This is a genomic window from Candidatus Salinivivens marinus (genome assembly GCF_965655845.1).
Lineage (GTDB): Bacteria > Pseudomonadota > Alphaproteobacteria > Rhodobacterales > Rhodobacteraceae > Salinivivens > Salinivivens marinus.
Genome location: NZ_CBFHHX010000002.1, coordinates 256,816 through 274,288 on the forward strand (window position 1 = coordinate 256,816; position 17,473 = coordinate 274,288).

Here is a 17,473-nt window from a genome sequence, read left to right on the forward strand (position 1 = left end):
GTAAAAATGAAGACTTCATTTATTCTTGGCGCAGTGACTGTTGCAGGTCTTACTGCTGGTGCTGCTTTCGCAGGCACACTCGACGACGTTAAAGCGCGAGGCAAGCTAAATTGCGGCGTTTCAACTGGTGTTCCAGGTTTCGCAGAACCTGATGCAAATGGTGTATGGCAGGGTTTCGACGTAGCTGTATGTCGAGCTGTTGCAGCCGCCGTTCTTAACGATTCTGATGCTATCGAATTTGTCCCAACAACAGGTAAGACACGTTTTACGGCGTTGGCTTCAGGTGAAATTGACATGTTGGCACGAAATACAACTTGGACTTTCAGCCGTGATGTTGACCTTAAGTTCGAATTTGTAGGCGTGAACTACTACGATGGTCAGGGCTTTATGGCGAAAGCTGATCTTGGTGTTAGCTCAGCTACTGAGTTAGACGGTGCTACAGTTTGTATCCAAACTGGTACTACAACTGAGCTAAACTTGGCTGACTTTTTCCGGTCAAACAATATGAGCTACGAAGCAGTACCAGTTGAAACTGGTTCTGAGGCTGTGACAAACTACCTCGCTGGGGCATGTGATGTTTTCACAACTGACCGATCAGCACTTGCTGCAAGACGTGCTAACTTTGAAGTTCCAACAGATCACGTAGTGCTGCCTGAAATCGTATCAAAAGAGCCTCTTGGCCCTCTTGTGCGTCACGGTGATAACAACTGGGGTGACGTAGTACGCTGGACCTTAAATGCACTTATTACTGCAGAAGAGCTAGGGGTTACTTCAGGAAATCTTGAAGAAATGTCAAAAGGCACCAACAATCCTGAAATGAACCGTTTACTTGGTTCCGAAGGCAATCTTGGTGAAATGCTTGGTCTTGATGCAGAGTGGGCAAAGAGAGCTATCGCTGTTTCAGGAAACTACGGCGAAATTTTCGAAAATAACATTGGTGCAGGTACAATCATTGGACTGGCTCGCGGTGTTAATGCAAAATGGACAGACGGTGGTCTGATCTACTCACCACCTTTCCGTTAATAGTTAAATAAATCACTAAAGGGCGCATTCTTGCGCCCTTTTTGTTGCGTAAATGCTTTAAAACGTTTAGCGTGCCGCAATTAACTTTGGCATATCCAGGTTTAGTTTTATATGAATACATCTGAGTTAGCGAGACGTGACAAGTTTCAGTTTTCTATGCTGCTGAACGATAAGCGTTATCGATCATATTCTTTCCAGTTTTTCGCTTTATTTATCCTGATATGTGCAATGGCATATCTAGGAAAGAATTTACTAGAGAACTTAGCTGCTGCTGGTTTGAATATTTCTTATAGTTTTCTAGGTGAACCTGCTGGTTATGATATTAACCAACGACTTATTGAGTACAACAGTCAGTCAACCCATTTAAGAGCATCAATTGTTGGAGTTCTTAACACTTTGTTGGTGGCATTTTTGGGCTGTATTGCGGCAACGTTTTTCGGTGTTACTGCTGGTATTTTAAGGTTATCCAACAATTGGATTGTTGCAAAACTGATGATGATTTACGTTGAAATCTTCAGAAATGTACCAGTTCTTATTTGGATATTAATTATTCACTCTGTTTTCCTAGCTTTTTTACCTCAGCCAAAAGCTTTCCGCGGAGAGAACCCAGAGGCAACCATGCTATGGGATGCTTTTGCTTTCACCGGTAGGGGCTTTTATATCCCTAAACCTGTATTTAATGATGGTTCCTTCCTCGTTATCGTTACTTTTATTTTGTCTGTTATTGGGATTTTTGTATTTCGGTACTATGCCCGACAAAAACTTTATTCAGAGGGTAAGTTATTAGAGACCCGCTGGACTAGCGTTGGAATATTCTTTATTCCGACACTAATAATTTATTTTGCGCTAGGAAGTCCTATTGGTTTGGAATACCCAGAACTGAAGGGGTTTAATTTTAAAGGTGGAATACACGCAAGAGGATCTTTAATTTCACTTTGGTTTGCGCTCTCAATCTACACAGGTGCATTTATAGCTGAGGTTGTTAGAGCAGGTATCCAGTCCGTAGATAAAGGTCAAAGTGAAGCGGCGGGTGCGCTCGGCATGCGTCCTAATTTTATAATGAACTTAGTTATTTTGCCTCAAGCACTTCGTGTTATCGTACCACCGCTAATTTCTTTTTACCTAAATATTACTAAAAATAGTTCGTTGGCATTAGCTGTTGGCTATATGGATATCACAGGTACATTAGGTGGTATAACTTTAAACCAGACCGGCCGCGCGATTGAGGCCGTACTTCTATTAATGTTATTCTATTTAGTCATAAGTCTTAGCATATCTGCGATCATGAACGTTTATAATCGCAGCATTATGTTGAAGGAGCGCTAGTTATGTCTGAAAATAATTCGTTTGTTCGCAAGGAAATGATTTCAGAACGTGTTCCTCCTACAGCTGAGAGGGGTTTAGTTAAGTGGGTTCGGGAAAATTTATTTTCATCTGCATTTAACACAATCATGACGTTCATTTCACTATGGGTGATATACTCGATTATTGTTGCAGTCACTCCCTGGTTTTTGAATGGAGTTTGGGACGCTAAGACTGTTCGAGAATGCTACGACCTATTAGATGGGAAAAGTGGGGCATGTTTTGCTGTCTTAAAGGAAAGGTTCCCACAGCTCATTTATGGTTTCAAATACCCGTCGTCAGAATACTGGAGACCAAATTTAGCAACCGTATTACTTCTTGTTGCTTTGGCTCCTATTTTGTTTAGGTCTCTTCCACGCCAGCTTCTAATATTTAGCGCAATATACCCATTTCTGGCATTTTGGTTGATATGGGGAGGATCAATATTAACTTCAGTATCTACATTGTTGGGATGTGTGCTTGCCATTATCTGTTATCGCAGGTTCTCTAGTGGCTCATTTGCAATAGCAGTTTTTGTAAGCTTCATCGCTGCTAATGTTTGGTGGATTATTGGAGGTTATATTGTTGACTCAAACGTATCCTTTCTTGCATTGGAAGTTGTTCCTTCACGAGATATGGGCGGTTTTATGCTCAATCTCTTATTGGGTACAATCGCAGTTTGTCTCTCTATTCCACTTGGAATTGCGTTGGCTCTGGGGCGGCAGTCAGGTATGCCGATAATTAAATGGATTTGTGTTGTCTTCATTGAGTTCATAAGAGGTGTACCGCTTATAACTCTTTTATTTGTTGCGAATGTCATTCTAGCATTTTTCTTTCCGCCTGATACCTCCATAGATCTTATTTTGCGGGTATTAATCATGATGACCTTTTTCAATGCGGCATATATTGCTGAGGTTGTAAGGGGTGGTCTGGCGGCACTGTCTAAAGGGCAATATGAGGCCGCAGATAGTATTGGTCTTGATTATACCCAGTCGATGCGGTTCATAATACTTCCTCAAGCATTAAAGATTTCGATACCGGGAATTGTAAATGTTTCGGTTGGAATGCTTAAGGATACTACTCTGGTATCAATCATATCTATGTTTGACTTGGTTGGAATGATTAGGGGACCAATTTTGTCGTCGACGGACTGGAACGGTGTGTATTGGGAACTATTCGGAGCGGCTGCTGCAATCTTCTTTGTCGTATGTTTTAGTGTATCAAAATATTCTCAATGGTTGGAACGGCAACTGGAAACTGGTAAACGGTAGGAAAAGGAAAGCTATATGGCTGAAAAGTTAAAACTTGAAGTTTCTGATGAAATTGCAATTAAGATTCAGAGCATGAATAAGTGGTTTGGCTCTTTTCATGTCCTACGCGATATTGATCTAACTGTGAATAGAGGTGAGCGAATTGTTGTTTGCGGTCCTTCAGGCTCTGGAAAATCAACCCTTATTCGTTGTATAAACGCGCTTGAGGAACACCAGAGTGGCCAGATCATCGTCGATGGCACAGAACTTACATCCGATATAAAAAATATCGATAGAATCAGATCTGAAGTTGGAATGTGCTTTCAACACTTTAATCTATTTCCTCACTTAAGTATTCTAGAGAACTGTACTTTAGCACCCATATGGGTAAGAAAAATTCCGAAAAAAGAAGCTGAGGAAACAGCGATGCATTTTTTAGAGAAAGTGAAGATCCCTGAGCAGGCTGACAAATATCCTGGTCAGTTATCTGGTGGGCAGCAGCAGCGGGTTGCAATTGCCCGATCACTTTGTATGCGACCTAGAATAATGCTTTTTGATGAGCCTACTTCCGCACTTGATCCTGAGATGATAAAAGAGGTGCTTGATACTATGATTGAGTTAGCTGAAGATGGAATGACAATGATTTGTGTTACCCATGAAATGGGATTTGCCCGTCAAGTTGCTAACCGAGTAATTTTTATGGATGACGGACAAATCGTAGAGCAAAATGAGCCTGAACAGTTTTTCAATAATCCTCAGTCAGATCGTACAAAATTATTTTTAAGCCAGATATTAGGACACTAAGACCTAAAATTTGTATTAAGTGTTTTGTTATTGAAGTCGTCTATAATTGCAGCGGCATTACAAAATCGACGAATATTCCGCTGTCTGATTTTACTTCGCTCCATAAATCCGCTTTGAAGTCTATCACTAAAGTAGAGGCAGCTGGGAAATCCATAAAATTTTCATGCTTTTCCTCATGGTTCATTAAATCATGCGCTAATTCAGTTATTCCTGGATTGTGCGCCAACAAAATAACCGTTTCTGATAAGAGCGTTTGAAGAGTTGATTTCATTTGGTCAGCGTCTGCTAAGTATAATGACCTTTCGAAGATTTGTGGGCAGTCTAAAAATAAGTAGCTGAAAGTTTCCCTGGTTCTTAAAGAAGTAGATGAGATGACTTTATCAGGTATATATGCTTTTTCTTTTAACCATGAACCAATTTTTTTTGCATCACGAATGCCACTAGCGCTCAGGGGTCGCTCGTGATCATCCACATTTATATGCCATCCAGCTTCAGCATGACGCATTAGTATGAGGCGTTTCATAGTTTTAAAAATGCTTTCATGTGAAATTTTGTTTGATCTGCATGTCTACTATTCTTAGGCGATAAAGGGCAGCTTAGTCTAATATTGCATCCTTGTTGAAGGCACGTATCTTGTCCAGTATTAGAACATAGAAAAGATTTACAAGCATCAGTATCATACGCGGCTATACTAAATGCATCTGCTGGGCAGGCACTTATGCATGGCTTACTACAGGCTTCGCATGGTGATTTCTCGCTACTAACTGGCAGCTTAATTGATTGGTCTAATACCAGAGCCCCCCTATATGATATCATTAAACCGACGTCCTCATGGACGAGTAATTTCAATGGTGATACGAATGCCTTTTCACTCAAAACTGCCCAAGTGTAAAAAGGTGCATAAGGTGGTCCATCAGAAGGATACACTGCTTTTGAATTAAGGTCTGATGCTATTGCTCCGATTACGCGTTTTGACCATCTGTCCATTGGATCTGGAAGAGTATCTTTATATTCCGGGGAGTTTCTGAAATAGTCCCAAAAGGAAGGTTCATTAGGTCCAATTAGCAATGTTGTTTGATCGTCTTGAGTAAATCCACCTCTCAATATGAGGCCACTTCTTTTTAGTTTCTCATTAATAGAAGCATAGGTTACTTGTTTCTGAAAGGTAGCCATATGCTCCACCAAAATTTTGTGGGTTTATCGTTTTGCCATCTCAAACCCACTTCCATTTTTGGATGACTAAGATTGGGCTCTACTTTATAGGTGCCAAACAATTTATCCCAAATAGAGAGTGCGAACCCGTAGTTAGTATCGTGTTCACTTCTATCTGAGGAGTGGTGTATTCGGTGCATGTCTGGTGTAACGATGAATAATCTGAGAAACTTTTCAAGTTTTGGTGGGATGTTGATATTGGCGTGATTAAACATCGCACTGGCATTAAGTAAAATCTCAAATACCAAAACGGCTAATGCAGATGGTCCGAGCAGGTATACAAGGCCAACTTTAAAAAGCATAGAAAGGACAATTTCAATAGGGTGAAATCTAATAGCTGTGGAAACATCAAATTCAGGATCAGAGTGGTGGACTTGGTGGACCCTCCATAAAAATGGTATCTTGTGCGTTACCACGTGTTGCAACCAAATAGCGAAATCCAAAATTAATATTGATAAGATAAACTCAACAAAAATCGGCCAATCAAATAAATTAAAAATTCCAATTGAATTTGCCTTTGCATCCATTGCCGCGCCTATTGCAAGCAATGGAAGTGCGAAAGCGAACAGCCTTAAGAAAAAGCTATCTATAATGATGAAAGACCAGTTTGTTCTCCATCTAGACCCTTTATTTGCTTCTTCTGACCTGCGCGGTATGACTTGTTCCAGCAAAGCTAAAGCTGCGAAAGCCAAAAAGAATATTCCAAGTCTTATGAAGATTTCATTTTCCATAAGCAGAGATGTACTGTGTAGAAGTGAATTTTCAACCCGTTTAGAGTTTTAATTTACATAATTCACAATTCTTAAGCTCTTATTAGTGAGCCGGCCCCATGTTCGGTGAATAACTCTAGTAAACATGCATTTGGCACTCGTCCGTCTAAAATTACAACACCCCGCACTCCGCCCTCTAGTGCCATTAGAGCGGTTTCTGTTTTGGGAATCATACCACCCGAAATAATACCTTCGTTTATCCAGTTCTTAATTTGGTTAGAATTCAGCTCAGTTATGATGGAGCCATCTTTATCTTGAACGCCACTCACGTCCGTAAGTAAAAGTAATCTGTCAGCCTTTAATGCTGCAGCGATAGCACCTGATACTGTGTCACCATTTACATTCAAAGTTTCACCGTCAATGCCTGAACCCAGTGGCGCAATTACGGGGATCATGTCATTTTCAAACAAATTAAAGATCACTTCGGGATTTACATCTTTAGGTGTCCCTACGAGGCCCAATTCTGGTTTATCTTGAACGCAGGTAATTAGTTTTGCATCTTTACCGGATAGACCGACAGCACGCCCATCTTGATTATTAATAGCTTGTACAATTTTTTTGTTTACGTTCCCAGACAAAACCATTTCAACTACACTAATTGTCTCAGAGTCTGTAACGCGCTTTCCATCTATGAACTCAGTTTCAATGTTTAATTTATCTAACATAGAATTAATCATTGGTCCGCCACCATGGACGATTACAGGATTTATGCCTACTTGGCGCATAAGTACGACATCTCTTGCGAAAGTTTCGAGGGCTTCATCACTCACCATGGCGTGACCGCCGAGCTTAATTACTATGATAGCTCCCGAGTAACGTTGCAAGTACGGAAGAGCTTGTGACAAGGTTTCTGCCGTGGCAATCCAATCTCTATTCATATTTTGCTTCTTCTTAGATAATCCAAAAGTGTAGAGGTTTTCTACTACCCCAATGTAGCCTTATAGTGAAACATTATATTTCAACATACTAATCTAATGTTGCAATTATACTCCGCAGCGCCTCGAGCCCGACTTTATCTTCCGCCGAAGTAACTAATAGTTCTGGAAAGGCTGCTGGGTGGGTTTGAAGTTTCTTTCTCACCTGATTTAGTATCTGGTTTCTTTGTTCTAAGTTTACTTTGTCACATTTTGTTAAAACACATTGAAATGTGACTGCAGACGTATCTAATAAGTCCATAATTTCTTCGTCGACTTTTTTAATTCCATGGCGAATGTCAATTAGTACAAATGCCCTACGAAGCGACGATCTCCCTGATAAATAACGCTTCAACAGTTGTTGCCATTTTTTTACAACGTCAATTGGAGCGTTTGCAAAACCATAACCAGGCAAGTCTACAAGATAGTGATGGTCCTCAGTTTTGAAAAAATTAATTTCTTGCGTCCGTCCAGGAGTGTTGGACGCTCTTGCAATAGACTTTCTTCCAGTGACTGCATTTATCAGTGAAGATTTGCCCACGTTGGATCTTCCTGCGAAGCATACTTCAAGCCTATCTGCGGGAGGTAGACCATTCATGTCCACCACACCTTTCAAAAAGTCTACGTTTCCAGCGAAGAGTTTTCTTCCCTTTTCTCTGGCAAACTCATCCGGTTCAGAACTTTCCTTAAACTCTAGCATCAATCAATTAACGTAAGTTTGTCACCCAAACTTAAAGTTCCATTATTTTTTGCAACTGCGTAAACACTAAAATTCTGATGACCGTGTGCCTGTAATGCGCCTAAAGTATCCGCATCACGTACTCCGGTCTCAGGGTTAGCAGTTGTTGCCATGCATCGTTGTACAGGCTCTACTATATCAAATTGTATATTTCCAATCTGAACTATTTTACCTACCCATTCCATTTCTTCCCATGGTTTAAGGTCATCTATCCACAGATTTCCTCTCCACCTAACCTTTGACAAATCTAGCCCCATTTCTGCAGCTAAAGCGTCATGTGACGTTGAGCTGCAAATAGTTATTGAAGGATAATCCGTATCCGTCATCGCAGATGCCTGTGCTCTAATAAGCTTAGCAGATCCACTCCTGTCACTGGGTATAAGATCTTTGGTCCATTCAATTAATTTGTTACCCTCGGTATCCGGGCAAAAAATTAAATCATTTTTATTCGGATGTGACATTTTCAGAGTATTTGTCGCCTGATCGAAATTCGCTGAAATAGCCATTAGTCCAGGTGCTTTGGCGCCTCTTGAGAAATTATGGCAAGCTACCCACTTACTACCATCTGCGGTACTATTCTCGTGCAGTACGGCCCAAACTCTATCATACGGAAGTGTCTCTCTAGATCTTACTCTAACTTCCGAAATACTCTCTCTCCCATGTGATTTTATAGGATAGCGCCATATTTCTGATAAGTAAGCCATTTAGGTTTTTTTTCGCTTGAAGCTTGCCTTTATATTGCCAAATACATCGGGTTTGTAACCTTGAGATCGCATGATCATATATTGTTGAGCAAACGTTATCATGTTGTTCGCAATCCAGTATATTATGAGACCGGAAGCGAAAGTGCCCAGCATGAACATAAATACCCATGGCATCCATGCGAAAATCATAGCTTGAGTTGCATCAGTTGGCGCAGGGTTTAGCTTCTGCTGAAGCCACATAGATATTCCGAGTAAAATTGGCAAAATGCCCAGTGAGAATATAAATAGTAAGCTTTCCGGTGGAAATGGGTTTGCCCAAGGAAGCAGACCAAAAAGATTTAAGATAGTAGAAGGGTCTGGAGCGCTAAGATCCTTTATCCACCCAATCCAGGGAGCGTGTCTGAGTTCCAGAGTAACAAATATCACTTTATACAGTGCAAAGAAAATTGGTATTTGGAGTAATATTGGCAAGCAACCTGCTGCGGGGTTTACCTTTTCTTTTTTATAAAGCTCCATCATTTCAGCTTGTAATTTTTGTCTATCGCCACCTGTGCGCTCCTTTATTTTTTCCATCTCTGGTTGGAGCTCTTTCATTTTTGCCATCGAAACGTAAGACTTATACGCCAAAGGTAACAACAGAGTTTTTATTAATAACGTTAAGCCAATGATTGCCCAGCCTGTGTTGCCGATGAACTTATTTAAATAATGTAGAGCTGCGAAGATCGGCTTTGTTAAGAAAAAGAACCAACCCCAATCGATACTATCTAAAAAGCCATCTACGCCGGTTCTTTCGTAATTTCGTATTGCCTCCCATTCTTTTGCTCCAGCAAAAAGGTAAGAAGTTACGCTTGCCGACTGTCCTGTACCCACGGTCTGGGGACTAAAAACGGTCTCTGCCTGAAAAATATCAGATTTATCATAATACTTAGCGGTAGAGCGAAACCTGTTGTTTTGTTCTGGAATAAGCGTTGCCATCCAGAAATGGTCGGTAAAACCAATCCATCCCGAATTTTCCACTTCAATTCTATCCGCGTATGCGGCTTCTCTGTCACTGTATGAATAGTCTCTAAGATCATCATAACTGTCCTCAGCTAAGGTTCCATCGGACATTCTGACTAATCCTTCATGAAGTATGAAGAAATTTTTGAGACCAAGTGGCTCGCCATGACGTCTGAGAAGGCCATAGGGCCTTAACTGCACTTCAGAACCACTTTTATTTGTAACAGTCTGGTCGATTGTGAAAAGATAATTTTCATCAATTGATATTGTTCGGCTGAACAAAAGGCCATTTTGGTTATCCCAATATATCGTTACAGGATCTTTTGGCGTCAATTTTGGGTTGCCTGACACTGACCAAATAGTATCTGGATTTGGGACTGACTTGGAATCTAGTCCAGCTAATGCTGCCCAACCATATGCAGCATAAAATGCGTGTGGGATACTACTTGGCTTTAACAGAGTCACTATCTCGGCGGTTTCATCCAAAGCAACGCGATAGTCCTTCAAAGAAAGATTGTCTATTCTTCCACCCTCTAGTGAGATCGATCCGACAACTCGGTCTGTCTCAATCTCGATGCTGGGGACATCTTTATTGTCACTGAGATCGGACGGTAAGGTTACATTTTCCTGAATATCTTGAGCGGGCAAATTTTGGGTCTGTGTTTGCTCTATATTTTGCTCTTCGGTTTGAATTGGCTCTGGTGGAGGAAATAAAACAAACCAAACGATAATAACAACAAAACTAAGCACGGATGCTAAGATTAGATTTTTATTCTGATCGTCCATAAAAGCCGCCAAATCTTTCTATTTTACACACGTTCAACAGACTAAGATCAAAAAGGTCAAGCCTGTTTGAGTGAATTTATAGATACCATGTTAATTTTAATTAAAAAAATAGAGATTATTCAACAATATCTCTAATTTTTGAGTCAGATTGGATTTTGGGTTCGTCTATCAGTTCTCTCTGCAAACCTAAGAAATCGAATAAATTAGTATCCAGTAAATGAGAAGGTTTAGTATTCATCAACGAGCGAAACATTACTTGACGTCGTCCAGGGCTATTTTTTTCCCATCCATCTATAATCTTTTTTACTTGCTGTCTCTGCAGTCCATCTTGAGACCCACATAAATCACACGGAATTATTGGATAATCCATTTGCTTCGAAAATTTTTCACAATCCGTTTCGGCTACGTAAGCAAGGGGTCGGTAGACAAATAAATCTTTTTCTTCATTTACAAGTTTTGGCGGCATTGTAGCAAGCCGGCCGCCATGGAAAAGGTTCATAAAAAAAGTTTCAAGGATGTCATCTCTGTGGTGGCCTAGTACAACTGCTGAACAACCTTCTTCCCGTGCAATACGGTATAAGTGGCCACGTCGTAATCGTGAACATAATGAGCAGAATGTGCGACCCTCAGGAATTTTATCAACTACAACAGAATAAGTGTCTTGATATTCAATCCGATGAGGCACTTTCATTTTTTCTAAAAACTCTGGAAGAACGGTTTGTGGAAAATTCGGCTGACCCTGATCTAGATTACAAGCTAATATATCAACAGGTAATAAACCTCTCCACTTTAATTCGTAGAGTGCTGCTAAAAGTGTATAACTGTCTTTCCCACCAGATAAACAGACTAGCCAGCGCGCATTTCTTTCCACCATGCCGTAATCACTGATAGCCTGGCTCACATTTCTAATAATTCTGCGGCGTAGTTTTTTGAATTCAGTACTCGATGGGGCACCGTAAAACAAAGGATGGATATCGTTTAGATCATCTAGCATAACATGGCTTTAAATTAGATTAATATCCATAACAAGTCATGTATGTATCCTTATGACTATTTACTTTTTTTAGGAACGGGATCATAGCCTTGCCCCCCCCAGGGATGGCATTTTAGTAAGCGCCTTACGATTAAGTAAACCCCAACTAATGCTCCACGTTTCTCCAGGGCTTCTAAGGCGTACGCGCTGCACGTCGGTTGATAACGGCAGTTATGTCCCACCCAGGGTGAAAAGATAACCCTGTAGGCTCTAATTGGAAGTGATATTACAAATGAAATGGGGTTCATTTTAGTTTCACATTCAGGTTTTCAAAAGCGCAGATTAGTTCATCCTTAAGCTCTTCAAATTTTGTATTACAGGTAGTTTGGGCACGTCCAATCAAAACATAATCTGTTCCAGGAGTCCCATAAAAAGCCAAAGTTTCTGCCACAGCTGCTCGCATCCGACGTTTAGCTCTATTCCGCTTTACGGCATTACCAACCCTCTTGCTAGCCGTGTAGCCCACTCTTATATTTTGAAGAGAGTTGGGTCGGGCCTGTACAATGATAGATTTTCCAACATACTTTTCTGCCTTTGAAGCAGCCACGAAGTCTGATCTTTTGGAAAGAGTTTCCAAAAAGATTTTTGGATTCCGGCGATTTGTTGTAAAATTTTCCATGAGTGTGCACCGAAAGTGCGTCTCAGGACTGAGCGTAATCCTAGGCGCTTAGGGACTTCCGTCCTCTTGCTCTTCGAGCATTGAGAATTTTTCTACCGGCTTTGGTTGCCATTCTAGAACGGAAACCATGTCGGCGCTTTCTAACCAAATTTGATGGCTGGTATGTACGTTTCATGGCCTATTCTCCGTATTTTGTGCCCCTAACTAAGAATCGTTAAGTCGCATATCTCTGAAATTTGGCTTTTAAGGGCCTTACACAGAGAAGTCAAACCGTTCTGCTACTTCAAATATACTTTTGCAGTTCCATGAGCTATTTTTTGCCACAGACAGACTTTGAGTTAATATTAATTAGATAATCTTTATTATTTTTGGCAGCATATTTAGCAGTATTGAAAGTATGAAAACACAATGAACAAACTAGATTTAAGAAAAATAATTATATTCTTACTTCTAATTATTGCTGTTTTTAGCCTTATCTTTTTTAGTGAATGGATAAGTTTTGAGTCTCTTAAAGAAAATAGAGCAAAAATCGCAGAATTTCGTGATAAAAATTTCACACTATCAATCATTAGTTTCTGGATATTTTACGTAACATTGGTTGTTTTTTCGCTGCCAGGCGCCGCAGTCGCCTCAGTTTCAGGTGGATATTTATTTGGTCTTGGCGGAGGCTTAATAATTAATATAACTGCCGCTAGTACTGGCGCCACTTTATTGTTCTTACTAGTTCGATACGGTGTGAAGAGCTTCAATTATAATAAATCAAATACGTTCAATAGTAATTTTGTCTTTCGAATTAAAAATGCTCTCACGATCAATCAAGTTTCAATAATGCTGATACTCAGGCTGGTTCCAGTGGTCCCTTTTTTTTTAGCAAATATCTTGCCTGCACTTGTTGGTGTCAGACTTTTTAATTTTATCTGGACAACTATTATTGGCATTATTCCCGGAGGTATAGTTTTTACATGGATAGGAGTTGGCGTTGGTGAGGTATTTGACCGAAATGAGTATCCTAACCTTGAACTCCTATACAGTCCAGTGATCCTAGGTCCTATACTGGGTCTTGTGGCTCTACTTATGTTGCCAATGATTATGAGGCGCTCTGGCATTTTGCCGAAAACAATAACGGAGCGGGGAAATGAAAAAAATTAAGGCAGATTTACTCGTCATTGGGGCAGGCTCTGGAGGGTTGGTTGTAGCTTCTGGTGCTGCACAATTGGGGGCTAATGTTGTTTTGGTTGAGGGCGATCAAATGGGTGGGGATTGTCTTAATTACGGCTGCGTACCTTCAAAAGCTCTGCTGGCTGCAGCAAATACCGCGAAGCAAGTCAATCAATCGGATAAGTTTGGCATTAAAGCAGAAATAGTCGATTTAGATTACGCTGGGGTCATGACCTATGTAGAGAAAAAAATAGCAGAAATTGCTCCTCACGATAGCCAAGAGCGTTTTGAAGAAATGGGGGTAACTGTACTGAGGGACTATGCGAAATTTAAAGATCCTAAAACAGTCGTCGTCGGTAACAATGAAATAACTGCGCGTCGCATCGTGCTTGCTACTGGCTCCAGGGCAAAAATTCCAAATGTAAAAGGTCTCGATAAAGTAAATTATTTAACTAATGAATCTTTGTTCGATTTAAGAAAATCGCCTCGGCATCTTGCTATAATAGGTGGAGGTCCAATCGGTGTGGAGATGGCACAGGCCCATGCTAGGCTAGGCGTAAAAACTACAATAATAGAGATAAACAGAATTATGCAGGGCTATGAGCGTAGGTTTGTTGAGCCCGTTCATAAAAGTTTAATCGATGATGGTGTTAATATTCTTGAGGGTACTGTTGTTGATCGTGTTGAAAACGACAGATCTAACATAAAATTACATCTAAGCTCTGCTAGTGCACTTGTTGTTAGCGACTTATTAATTGCCGCGGGTCGCGCACCCAACATTGAGAAGCTGGCTTTGACGGAAGCAGGCATTAAATACAATGAACTTGGAGTTATTGTAGATAGAAATCTGCAAACCACCAATCGGTCAGTTTATGCAATTGGGGACATAGTTGACGGTCCAAGCTTTACTCATACCGCCAGCTATCATGCTGGCATTGTTCTTAAAAAAACACTATTTGGTCTATCGTCCACAATACAAACCACTCATATACCTCAAGTGACATACACCGACCCGGAAATAGCATCGGTCGGATTGAATTTTAATGACGCCGTTAAGCGTTTTGGAAATAAAGTTGAACGGTCATGTGTGAACTTGGAGAGTAATGATAGGGCTATAACGGATAGTAAAACTGAGGGCTTTGTGGAAGTTGTATTATTTGGAAGAAAAGTAATTGGTTGCACAATTGTTTCTAAAAATGCTGGAGAGCTCATATCTTTTTGGGCGTTTTTAATTTCAAGGAACCTCAAAATTTCGAATGTCAATTCAATGATACCTCCATATCCTACACTCGGAGAGGTTAACAAAAGGGTTGTAAGTGAGTACTACGCTCCAAGGCTTTTCGGGAATAGCTTTTTGAAATTTTATGTCAAAGTGTTTCAGAAAATCTTCAAGTAAGTCAGTTTATGCTAACGAACTAAATTAGGTGTCTGTATTATCCCCTCGTTTGGCTCCATTGGGCAAGGGGATAGATTTTTATGTATTTATGTATTGCAAAGCCCTGACTTTCACCTTAACCACACCTGGAGTGCACCGGTAGCTCAGCTGGATAGAGTACTTGACTACGAATCAAGGGGTCGGGGGTTCGAATCCTCCCCGGTGCGCCATATAAATCAAAGGCTTAGCGGAAATCGTGCTGGGCCTTTTGTTTTTGGGGGTAACGTCTGGGGTAACAAACTAATCAATTTCATTAATCTTGCAGTTGTATCACTCAGGGAAATCTAGAGGTAATATACAGTCATAGACCTCGACATTCCCCGTGCCGCAATGCTCTAAATCCATAAGTGCCCATACAAGGAGACCTGCGAATGAAAACGTTAATAACCATGCAACTAGGTTTGCGTACACGAAGTACTTTACCGCTCTTCTAATAGTCATTACTGCCTCGTTTTTGATACGAGTGTAGCAAACGAACTGATCCAAATAAACGTCTTTTCGAGTGAGCAGGGGTATTGTGAGTTGGAGTGGGGTTACCTGTGGACGAGTGGACTAGAAAAGACATTGGGATCTTAATTAATTAGATGCGTTCATATAATCCGAAAGATTACGTCTTAGCCTATCAGACGCTTCTTGCGTATTGAGCATCGGCATTATCCACTTTTCATCAGCGCCATAAGTAATACCTAATTCATAATACTTTCTCGCCTCATCCTCTCTTCCCTCTTCTGAAAGTACTGCCGCGTAGAACCAAAAGGGCATACCCAATAAATCTGGATCAGGAAGTAGCGGTTCTAATAGTTCTTTTAGAGGCTCATATTCATTCAATGCATAAAGAATTCCTGAGTACATTCTTGTGACTTGATAGCCCAGATCTACGGGTTCCAATAATAATGCTTGGCGGAATGATTCTGCTGCTTTTTCTAGATTTGTGCATCTACTATGAATAAAGCCAGAAGTAATAAAGTTATCTGTATTGGCACTGGGGTCTGCGATTCTGTTCAAGAGATCCGCAGCATATTCACAATTTTCGTCAAAATGCTCCAGTTCAATTATTGCTCTTATTAAGTAATCATCATCCCTTCCTCTTTTGGAAACTAAATTATCTGACAATTCTAACATTATTGCTTTGTCAGCTTCAGGGTTTTCGGAGTGTCCAAGCAATATATTTTGGTGTATGTTCCATACCTCTAGATTTTCTACTACGTATTTGTCGACGTTTAATTCTTTCAGTTTTTCAGTAATTTCAATCGCATTAGAGTTTCCCTCTTTAGTCCATTTTCTCCATTCTACATCATGGTTAATTGAAAGCAGATACTGTTCATAAGTTTTAAAATCATTCTTAGAGGCTAGTGCTTTTGTACCTTCGACGGCTTCCACTTGAATTTTTTCTAAAATGCTTCTGCCTATTTTGTCCTGAACATCAAATATTTCTTCAAGTTTAAAATCTTCTTTAATAGACATCAGTGCCTGATTTGTTTTTAAATCAGAAACTTCTGCAAAAAGACGGGAGTTTGTTCCAAAGGTTTGTATCGAACCTGACACGACAAAGTTTATACCGAATTTTTCCATAAGATCAGCATCGGAGTAGGCTTTCTGTTTGACAGCGTATGATGTGCTACTAGCCAGTGTTCTGACACCACCATACTGTGATAGGCTTGATATCAAGCTTTCTGTAATTGCTTGGCTTGCTAAGTCATCATCTTCGCTACTAGATGAAAATGGTTTGACTAAAATTATTGGTTTGTTTGAAACTATATTACTTTTCTCAATTTCTACCGTTTGTCTGGAGGAGAAATTTTCATAAAAAATACTAGCCGCAATCACGCATAGAACCGTAACTGAAGCAATCACTATTAGGTTTTTATTTTTACTGACTGATTTTTGAGGTCTTCGCTTCTGCGATCCCTCTAACAAGATATCAAAAGCATGGAATTCGTTTTGCTTTACCTTTTGCAGTCCAACATCATTAAACTCAAACTTTGTTTTGCCTTTTACAAAATCGTGGATAGATTTAGAAATTGTCACTCCACCTGTTTGAGATAGTGCCTCAAGTCTGGCTGCTATGTTAACTCCGTCTCCCAACAAGTTCTCGTTTTCTATAACTACATCGCCAGAATTAATGCCGATACGGAAATCTAATTTAACACTCGGATCGTTAGTCGAGTTGCGTTTTTTAATTGCATCCTGAAATTCCACCGCACACTCAACGGCCGATACTGCGCTGGGGAATTCAGCGAGAAATGAATCCCCTCCCGTATTAAATAAGCGTCCTTCATATTTTGAAAATAGGCCCTTTAAAATAGCCTCGCAGTCGCGGAGGTTGAGTATGGTTTCGCTTTCATTTGCCTCCATGTGTTTACTATAGCCGACTACATCGGTTGCAAAAATTACTGCAATTTTACGGTTTATTTTTTTATCTGGCATAAAATTTCTATAACTTGGACAACGTTTATGATTACACAAAGATTATAAGCAGTCCAATTAAAGTTAGTAGACGTAGGGTTACCTGTGGACTAGTGGACTATGTGGACCATCCTGAGAGGTAGGGGGGGGTCAAAAACAAGAATAAGTAAGCTAGAAAAGAACATTAAGCCCAGAAAGAAGCCGTACAAATTTAATTTTTTGAAAATTTATGCACATATACTTCGTTTTGATAATTTATAATTAAATCAATTAGAAATTT

The 17,473-nt window shown here is 40.2% G+C and carries 19 protein-coding genes and 1 tRNA gene; 7 read left to right on the plus strand and 13 right to left on the minus strand.

The features are described from left to right. The first annotated feature begins 6 nt into the window (after positions 1-6). The 4 genes from ACTF5Q_RS03560 (at position 7) to ACTF5Q_RS03575 (ending at position 4,418) form a co-directional block, all read left to right on the plus strand. Positions 7-1,023, plus strand: a complete 1,017-nt coding sequence (locus ACTF5Q_RS03560; protein ID WP_438953299.1) for an amino acid ABC transporter substrate-binding protein — start codon at positions 7-9, stop codon at positions 1,021-1,023. Between the two features lie 111 nt (positions 1,024-1,134). Further along, positions 1,135-2,349, plus strand: a complete 1,215-nt coding sequence (locus tag ACTF5Q_RS03565) for an amino acid ABC transporter permease (RefSeq protein WP_438953300.1) — start codon at positions 1,135-1,137, stop codon at positions 2,347-2,349. Positions 2,350-2,351: 2 nt separating this feature from the next. After that, on the plus strand, positions 2,352-3,635 hold the full coding sequence (locus ACTF5Q_RS03570) for an amino acid ABC transporter permease (RefSeq protein ID WP_438953301.1): 1,284 nt from the start codon (positions 2,352-2,354) through the stop codon (positions 3,633-3,635). Between the two features lie 15 nt (positions 3,636-3,650). Next, the gene (locus ACTF5Q_RS03575) at positions 3,651-4,418 is read left to right on the plus strand and encodes an amino acid ABC transporter ATP-binding protein (protein WP_153691258.1); all 768 of its coding nucleotides are present in this window, start codon (positions 3,651-3,653) and stop codon (positions 4,416-4,418) included. Between the two features lie 40 nt (positions 4,419-4,458). Here the strand turns inward: ACTF5Q_RS03575 and ACTF5Q_RS03580 are convergent, their stop codons facing one another. The 11 genes from ACTF5Q_RS03580 to rpmH all read right to left on the minus strand — a co-directional run bounded on the left by ACTF5Q_RS03580 (position 4,459) and on the right by rpmH (position 12,369). Further along, positions 4,459-4,941, minus strand: coding sequence for a SixA phosphatase family protein (locus ACTF5Q_RS03580; protein WP_438953302.1), 483 nt, complete (start codon positions 4,939-4,941; stop codon positions 4,459-4,461). After that, positions 4,938-5,591, minus strand: a complete 654-nt coding sequence (locus tag ACTF5Q_RS03585; protein ID WP_438953303.1) for a ferredoxin — start codon at positions 5,589-5,591, stop codon at positions 4,938-4,940. Before ACTF5Q_RS03585 ends, ACTF5Q_RS03580 begins: the two co-directional genes overlap by 4 nt. Beyond that, positions 5,567-6,361, minus strand: coding sequence for a sterol desaturase family protein (locus ACTF5Q_RS03590; RefSeq protein ID WP_438953304.1), 795 nt, complete (start codon positions 6,359-6,361; stop codon positions 5,567-5,569). Before ACTF5Q_RS03590 ends, ACTF5Q_RS03585 begins: the two co-directional genes overlap by 25 nt. Positions 6,362-6,432: 71 nt before the next feature. Then, positions 6,433-7,278: an acetylglutamate kinase gene (gene argB, locus ACTF5Q_RS03595; protein ID WP_438953305.1), complete on the minus strand. Its 846-nt coding sequence runs from the start codon at positions 7,276-7,278 to the stop codon at positions 6,433-6,435. Between the two features lie 88 nt (positions 7,279-7,366). Beyond that, the gene (yihA, locus tag ACTF5Q_RS03600; protein ID WP_438953306.1) at positions 7,367-8,014 is read right to left on the minus strand and encodes a ribosome biogenesis GTP-binding protein YihA/YsxC; all 648 of its coding nucleotides are present in this window, start codon (positions 8,012-8,014) and stop codon (positions 7,367-7,369) included. After that, positions 8,014-8,757, minus strand: coding sequence for an MOSC domain-containing protein (locus ACTF5Q_RS03605; RefSeq protein ID WP_438953307.1), 744 nt, complete (start codon positions 8,755-8,757; stop codon positions 8,014-8,016). Before ACTF5Q_RS03605 ends, yihA begins: the two co-directional genes overlap by 1 nt. Then, positions 8,758-10,542 (minus strand): membrane protein insertase YidC, encoded by a 1,785-nt coding sequence (gene yidC, locus ACTF5Q_RS03610; RefSeq protein ID WP_438953308.1) that lies wholly within the window; start codon positions 10,540-10,542, stop codon positions 8,758-8,760. A gap of 115 nt (positions 10,543-10,657) precedes the next feature. Beyond that, on the minus strand, positions 10,658-11,536 hold the full coding sequence (gene ttcA / locus ACTF5Q_RS03615; RefSeq protein WP_438953309.1) for a tRNA 2-thiocytidine(32) synthetase TtcA: 879 nt from the start codon (positions 11,534-11,536) through the stop codon (positions 10,658-10,660). 56 nt (positions 11,537-11,592) lie between these two features. Then, a complete protein-coding gene (yidD, locus tag ACTF5Q_RS03620; protein ID WP_153691265.1) occupies positions 11,593-11,823 on the minus strand; it encodes a membrane protein insertion efficiency factor YidD in 231 nt (76 codons plus the stop codon). Continuing rightward, positions 11,820-12,194 carry a ribonuclease P protein component gene (rnpA, locus tag ACTF5Q_RS03625; protein WP_438953310.1) on the minus strand — a complete coding sequence of 125 codons (375 nt, stop codon included), beginning with the start codon at positions 12,192-12,194 and terminating at the stop codon, positions 11,820-11,822. Before rnpA ends, yidD begins: the two co-directional genes overlap by 4 nt. Positions 12,195-12,234: 40 nt before the next feature. Continuing rightward, positions 12,235-12,369 (minus strand): 50S ribosomal protein L34, encoded by a 135-nt coding sequence (gene rpmH / locus ACTF5Q_RS03630; RefSeq protein WP_048599009.1) that lies wholly within the window; start codon positions 12,367-12,369, stop codon positions 12,235-12,237. A 233-nt stretch (positions 12,370-12,602) separates the two neighbouring features. Between rpmH and ACTF5Q_RS03635 the strand changes: the two genes are divergently transcribed. The 3 genes from ACTF5Q_RS03635 to ACTF5Q_RS03645 all read left to right on the plus strand — a co-directional run bounded on the left by ACTF5Q_RS03635 (position 12,603) and on the right by ACTF5Q_RS03645 (position 14,957). Beyond that, positions 12,603-13,343, plus strand: coding sequence for a TVP38/TMEM64 family protein (locus ACTF5Q_RS03635; protein ID WP_438953311.1), 741 nt, complete (start codon positions 12,603-12,605; stop codon positions 13,341-13,343). Continuing rightward, a complete protein-coding gene (locus ACTF5Q_RS03640) occupies positions 13,330-14,748 on the plus strand; it encodes a dihydrolipoyl dehydrogenase family protein (RefSeq protein ID WP_438953312.1) in 1,419 nt (472 codons plus the stop codon). The genes ACTF5Q_RS03635 and ACTF5Q_RS03640 overlap by 14 nt, the downstream gene beginning before the upstream one ends. Before the next feature lie 132 nt (positions 14,749-14,880). Further along, positions 14,881-14,957, plus strand: a tRNA-Arg gene (locus tag ACTF5Q_RS03645). Positions 14,958-15,057: 100 nt separating this feature from the next. Here the strand turns inward: ACTF5Q_RS03645 and ACTF5Q_RS03650 are convergent. Both ACTF5Q_RS03650 and ACTF5Q_RS03655 read right to left on the minus strand, forming a co-directional pair. Then, on the minus strand, positions 15,058-15,228 hold the full coding sequence (locus tag ACTF5Q_RS03650; RefSeq protein WP_438953313.1) for a hypothetical protein: 171 nt from the start codon (positions 15,226-15,228) through the stop codon (positions 15,058-15,060). 135 nt (positions 15,229-15,363) lie between these two features. Then, on the minus strand, positions 15,364-17,214 hold the full coding sequence (locus ACTF5Q_RS03655) for an adenylate/guanylate cyclase domain-containing protein (RefSeq protein WP_438953314.1): 1,851 nt from the start codon (positions 17,212-17,214) through the stop codon (positions 15,364-15,366). Between the last annotated feature and the right edge of the window lie 259 nt (positions 17,215-17,473).

What these genes read in the sequence shown, in the direction of transcription:
- ACTF5Q_RS03575 (WP_153691258.1), top strand. Translation starts at nt 3,651, where the DNA reads ATGGCTGAAAAGTTAAAACTTGAAGTTTCTGATGAAATTGCAATTAAG.
- rnpA (WP_438953310.1), bottom strand. Translation starts at nt 12,194, where the DNA reads ATGGAAAATTTTACAACAAATCGCCGGAATCCAAAAATCTTTTTGGAA.
- yidC (WP_438953308.1), bottom strand. Translation starts at nt 10,542, where the DNA reads ATGGACGATCAGAATAAAAATCTAATCTTAGCATCCGTGCTTAGTTTT.
- ACTF5Q_RS03655 (WP_438953314.1), bottom strand. Translation starts at nt 17,214, where the DNA reads ATGCCAGATAAAAAAATAAACCGTAAAATTGCAGTAATTTTTGCAACC.
- ACTF5Q_RS03580 (WP_438953302.1), bottom strand. Translation starts at nt 4,941, where the DNA reads ATGAAACGCCTCATACTAATGCGTCATGCTGAAGCTGGATGGCATATA.
- ACTF5Q_RS03565 (WP_438953300.1), top strand. Translation starts at nt 1,135, where the DNA reads ATGAATACATCTGAGTTAGCGAGACGTGACAAGTTTCAGTTTTCTATG.
- yihA (WP_438953306.1), bottom strand. Translation starts at nt 8,014, where the DNA reads ATGCTAGAGTTTAAGGAAAGTTCTGAACCGGATGAGTTTGCCAGAGAA.
- ACTF5Q_RS03560 (WP_438953299.1), top strand. Translation starts at nt 7, where the DNA reads ATGAAGACTTCATTTATTCTTGGCGCAGTGACTGTTGCAGGTCTTACT.
- ACTF5Q_RS03585 (WP_438953303.1), bottom strand. Translation starts at nt 5,591, where the DNA reads ATGGCTACCTTTCAGAAACAAGTAACCTATGCTTCTATTAATGAGAAA.
- ACTF5Q_RS03650 (WP_438953313.1), bottom strand. Translation starts at nt 15,228, where the DNA reads ATGACTATTAGAAGAGCGGTAAAGTACTTCGTGTACGCAAACCTAGTT.
- ACTF5Q_RS03605 (WP_438953307.1), bottom strand. Translation starts at nt 8,757, where the DNA reads ATGGCTTACTTATCAGAAATATGGCGCTATCCTATAAAATCACATGGG.
- rpmH (WP_048599009.1), bottom strand. Translation starts at nt 12,369, where the DNA reads ATGAAACGTACATACCAGCCATCAAATTTGGTTAGAAAGCGCCGACAT.
- ACTF5Q_RS03590 (WP_438953304.1), bottom strand. Translation starts at nt 6,361, where the DNA reads ATGGAAAATGAAATCTTCATAAGACTTGGAATATTCTTTTTGGCTTTC.
- ACTF5Q_RS03570 (WP_438953301.1), top strand. Translation starts at nt 2,352, where the DNA reads ATGTCTGAAAATAATTCGTTTGTTCGCAAGGAAATGATTTCAGAACGT.
- ACTF5Q_RS03640 (WP_438953312.1), top strand. Translation starts at nt 13,330, where the DNA reads ATGAAAAAAATTAAGGCAGATTTACTCGTCATTGGGGCAGGCTCTGGA.
- ACTF5Q_RS03635 (WP_438953311.1), top strand. Translation starts at nt 12,603, where the DNA reads ATGAACAAACTAGATTTAAGAAAAATAATTATATTCTTACTTCTAATT.
- ttcA (WP_438953309.1), bottom strand. Translation starts at nt 11,536, where the DNA reads ATGCTAGATGATCTAAACGATATCCATCCTTTGTTTTACGGTGCCCCA.
- argB (WP_438953305.1), bottom strand. Translation starts at nt 7,278, where the DNA reads ATGAATAGAGATTGGATTGCCACGGCAGAAACCTTGTCACAAGCTCTT.
- yidD (WP_153691265.1), bottom strand. Translation starts at nt 11,823, where the DNA reads ATGAACCCCATTTCATTTGTAATATCACTTCCAATTAGAGCCTACAGG.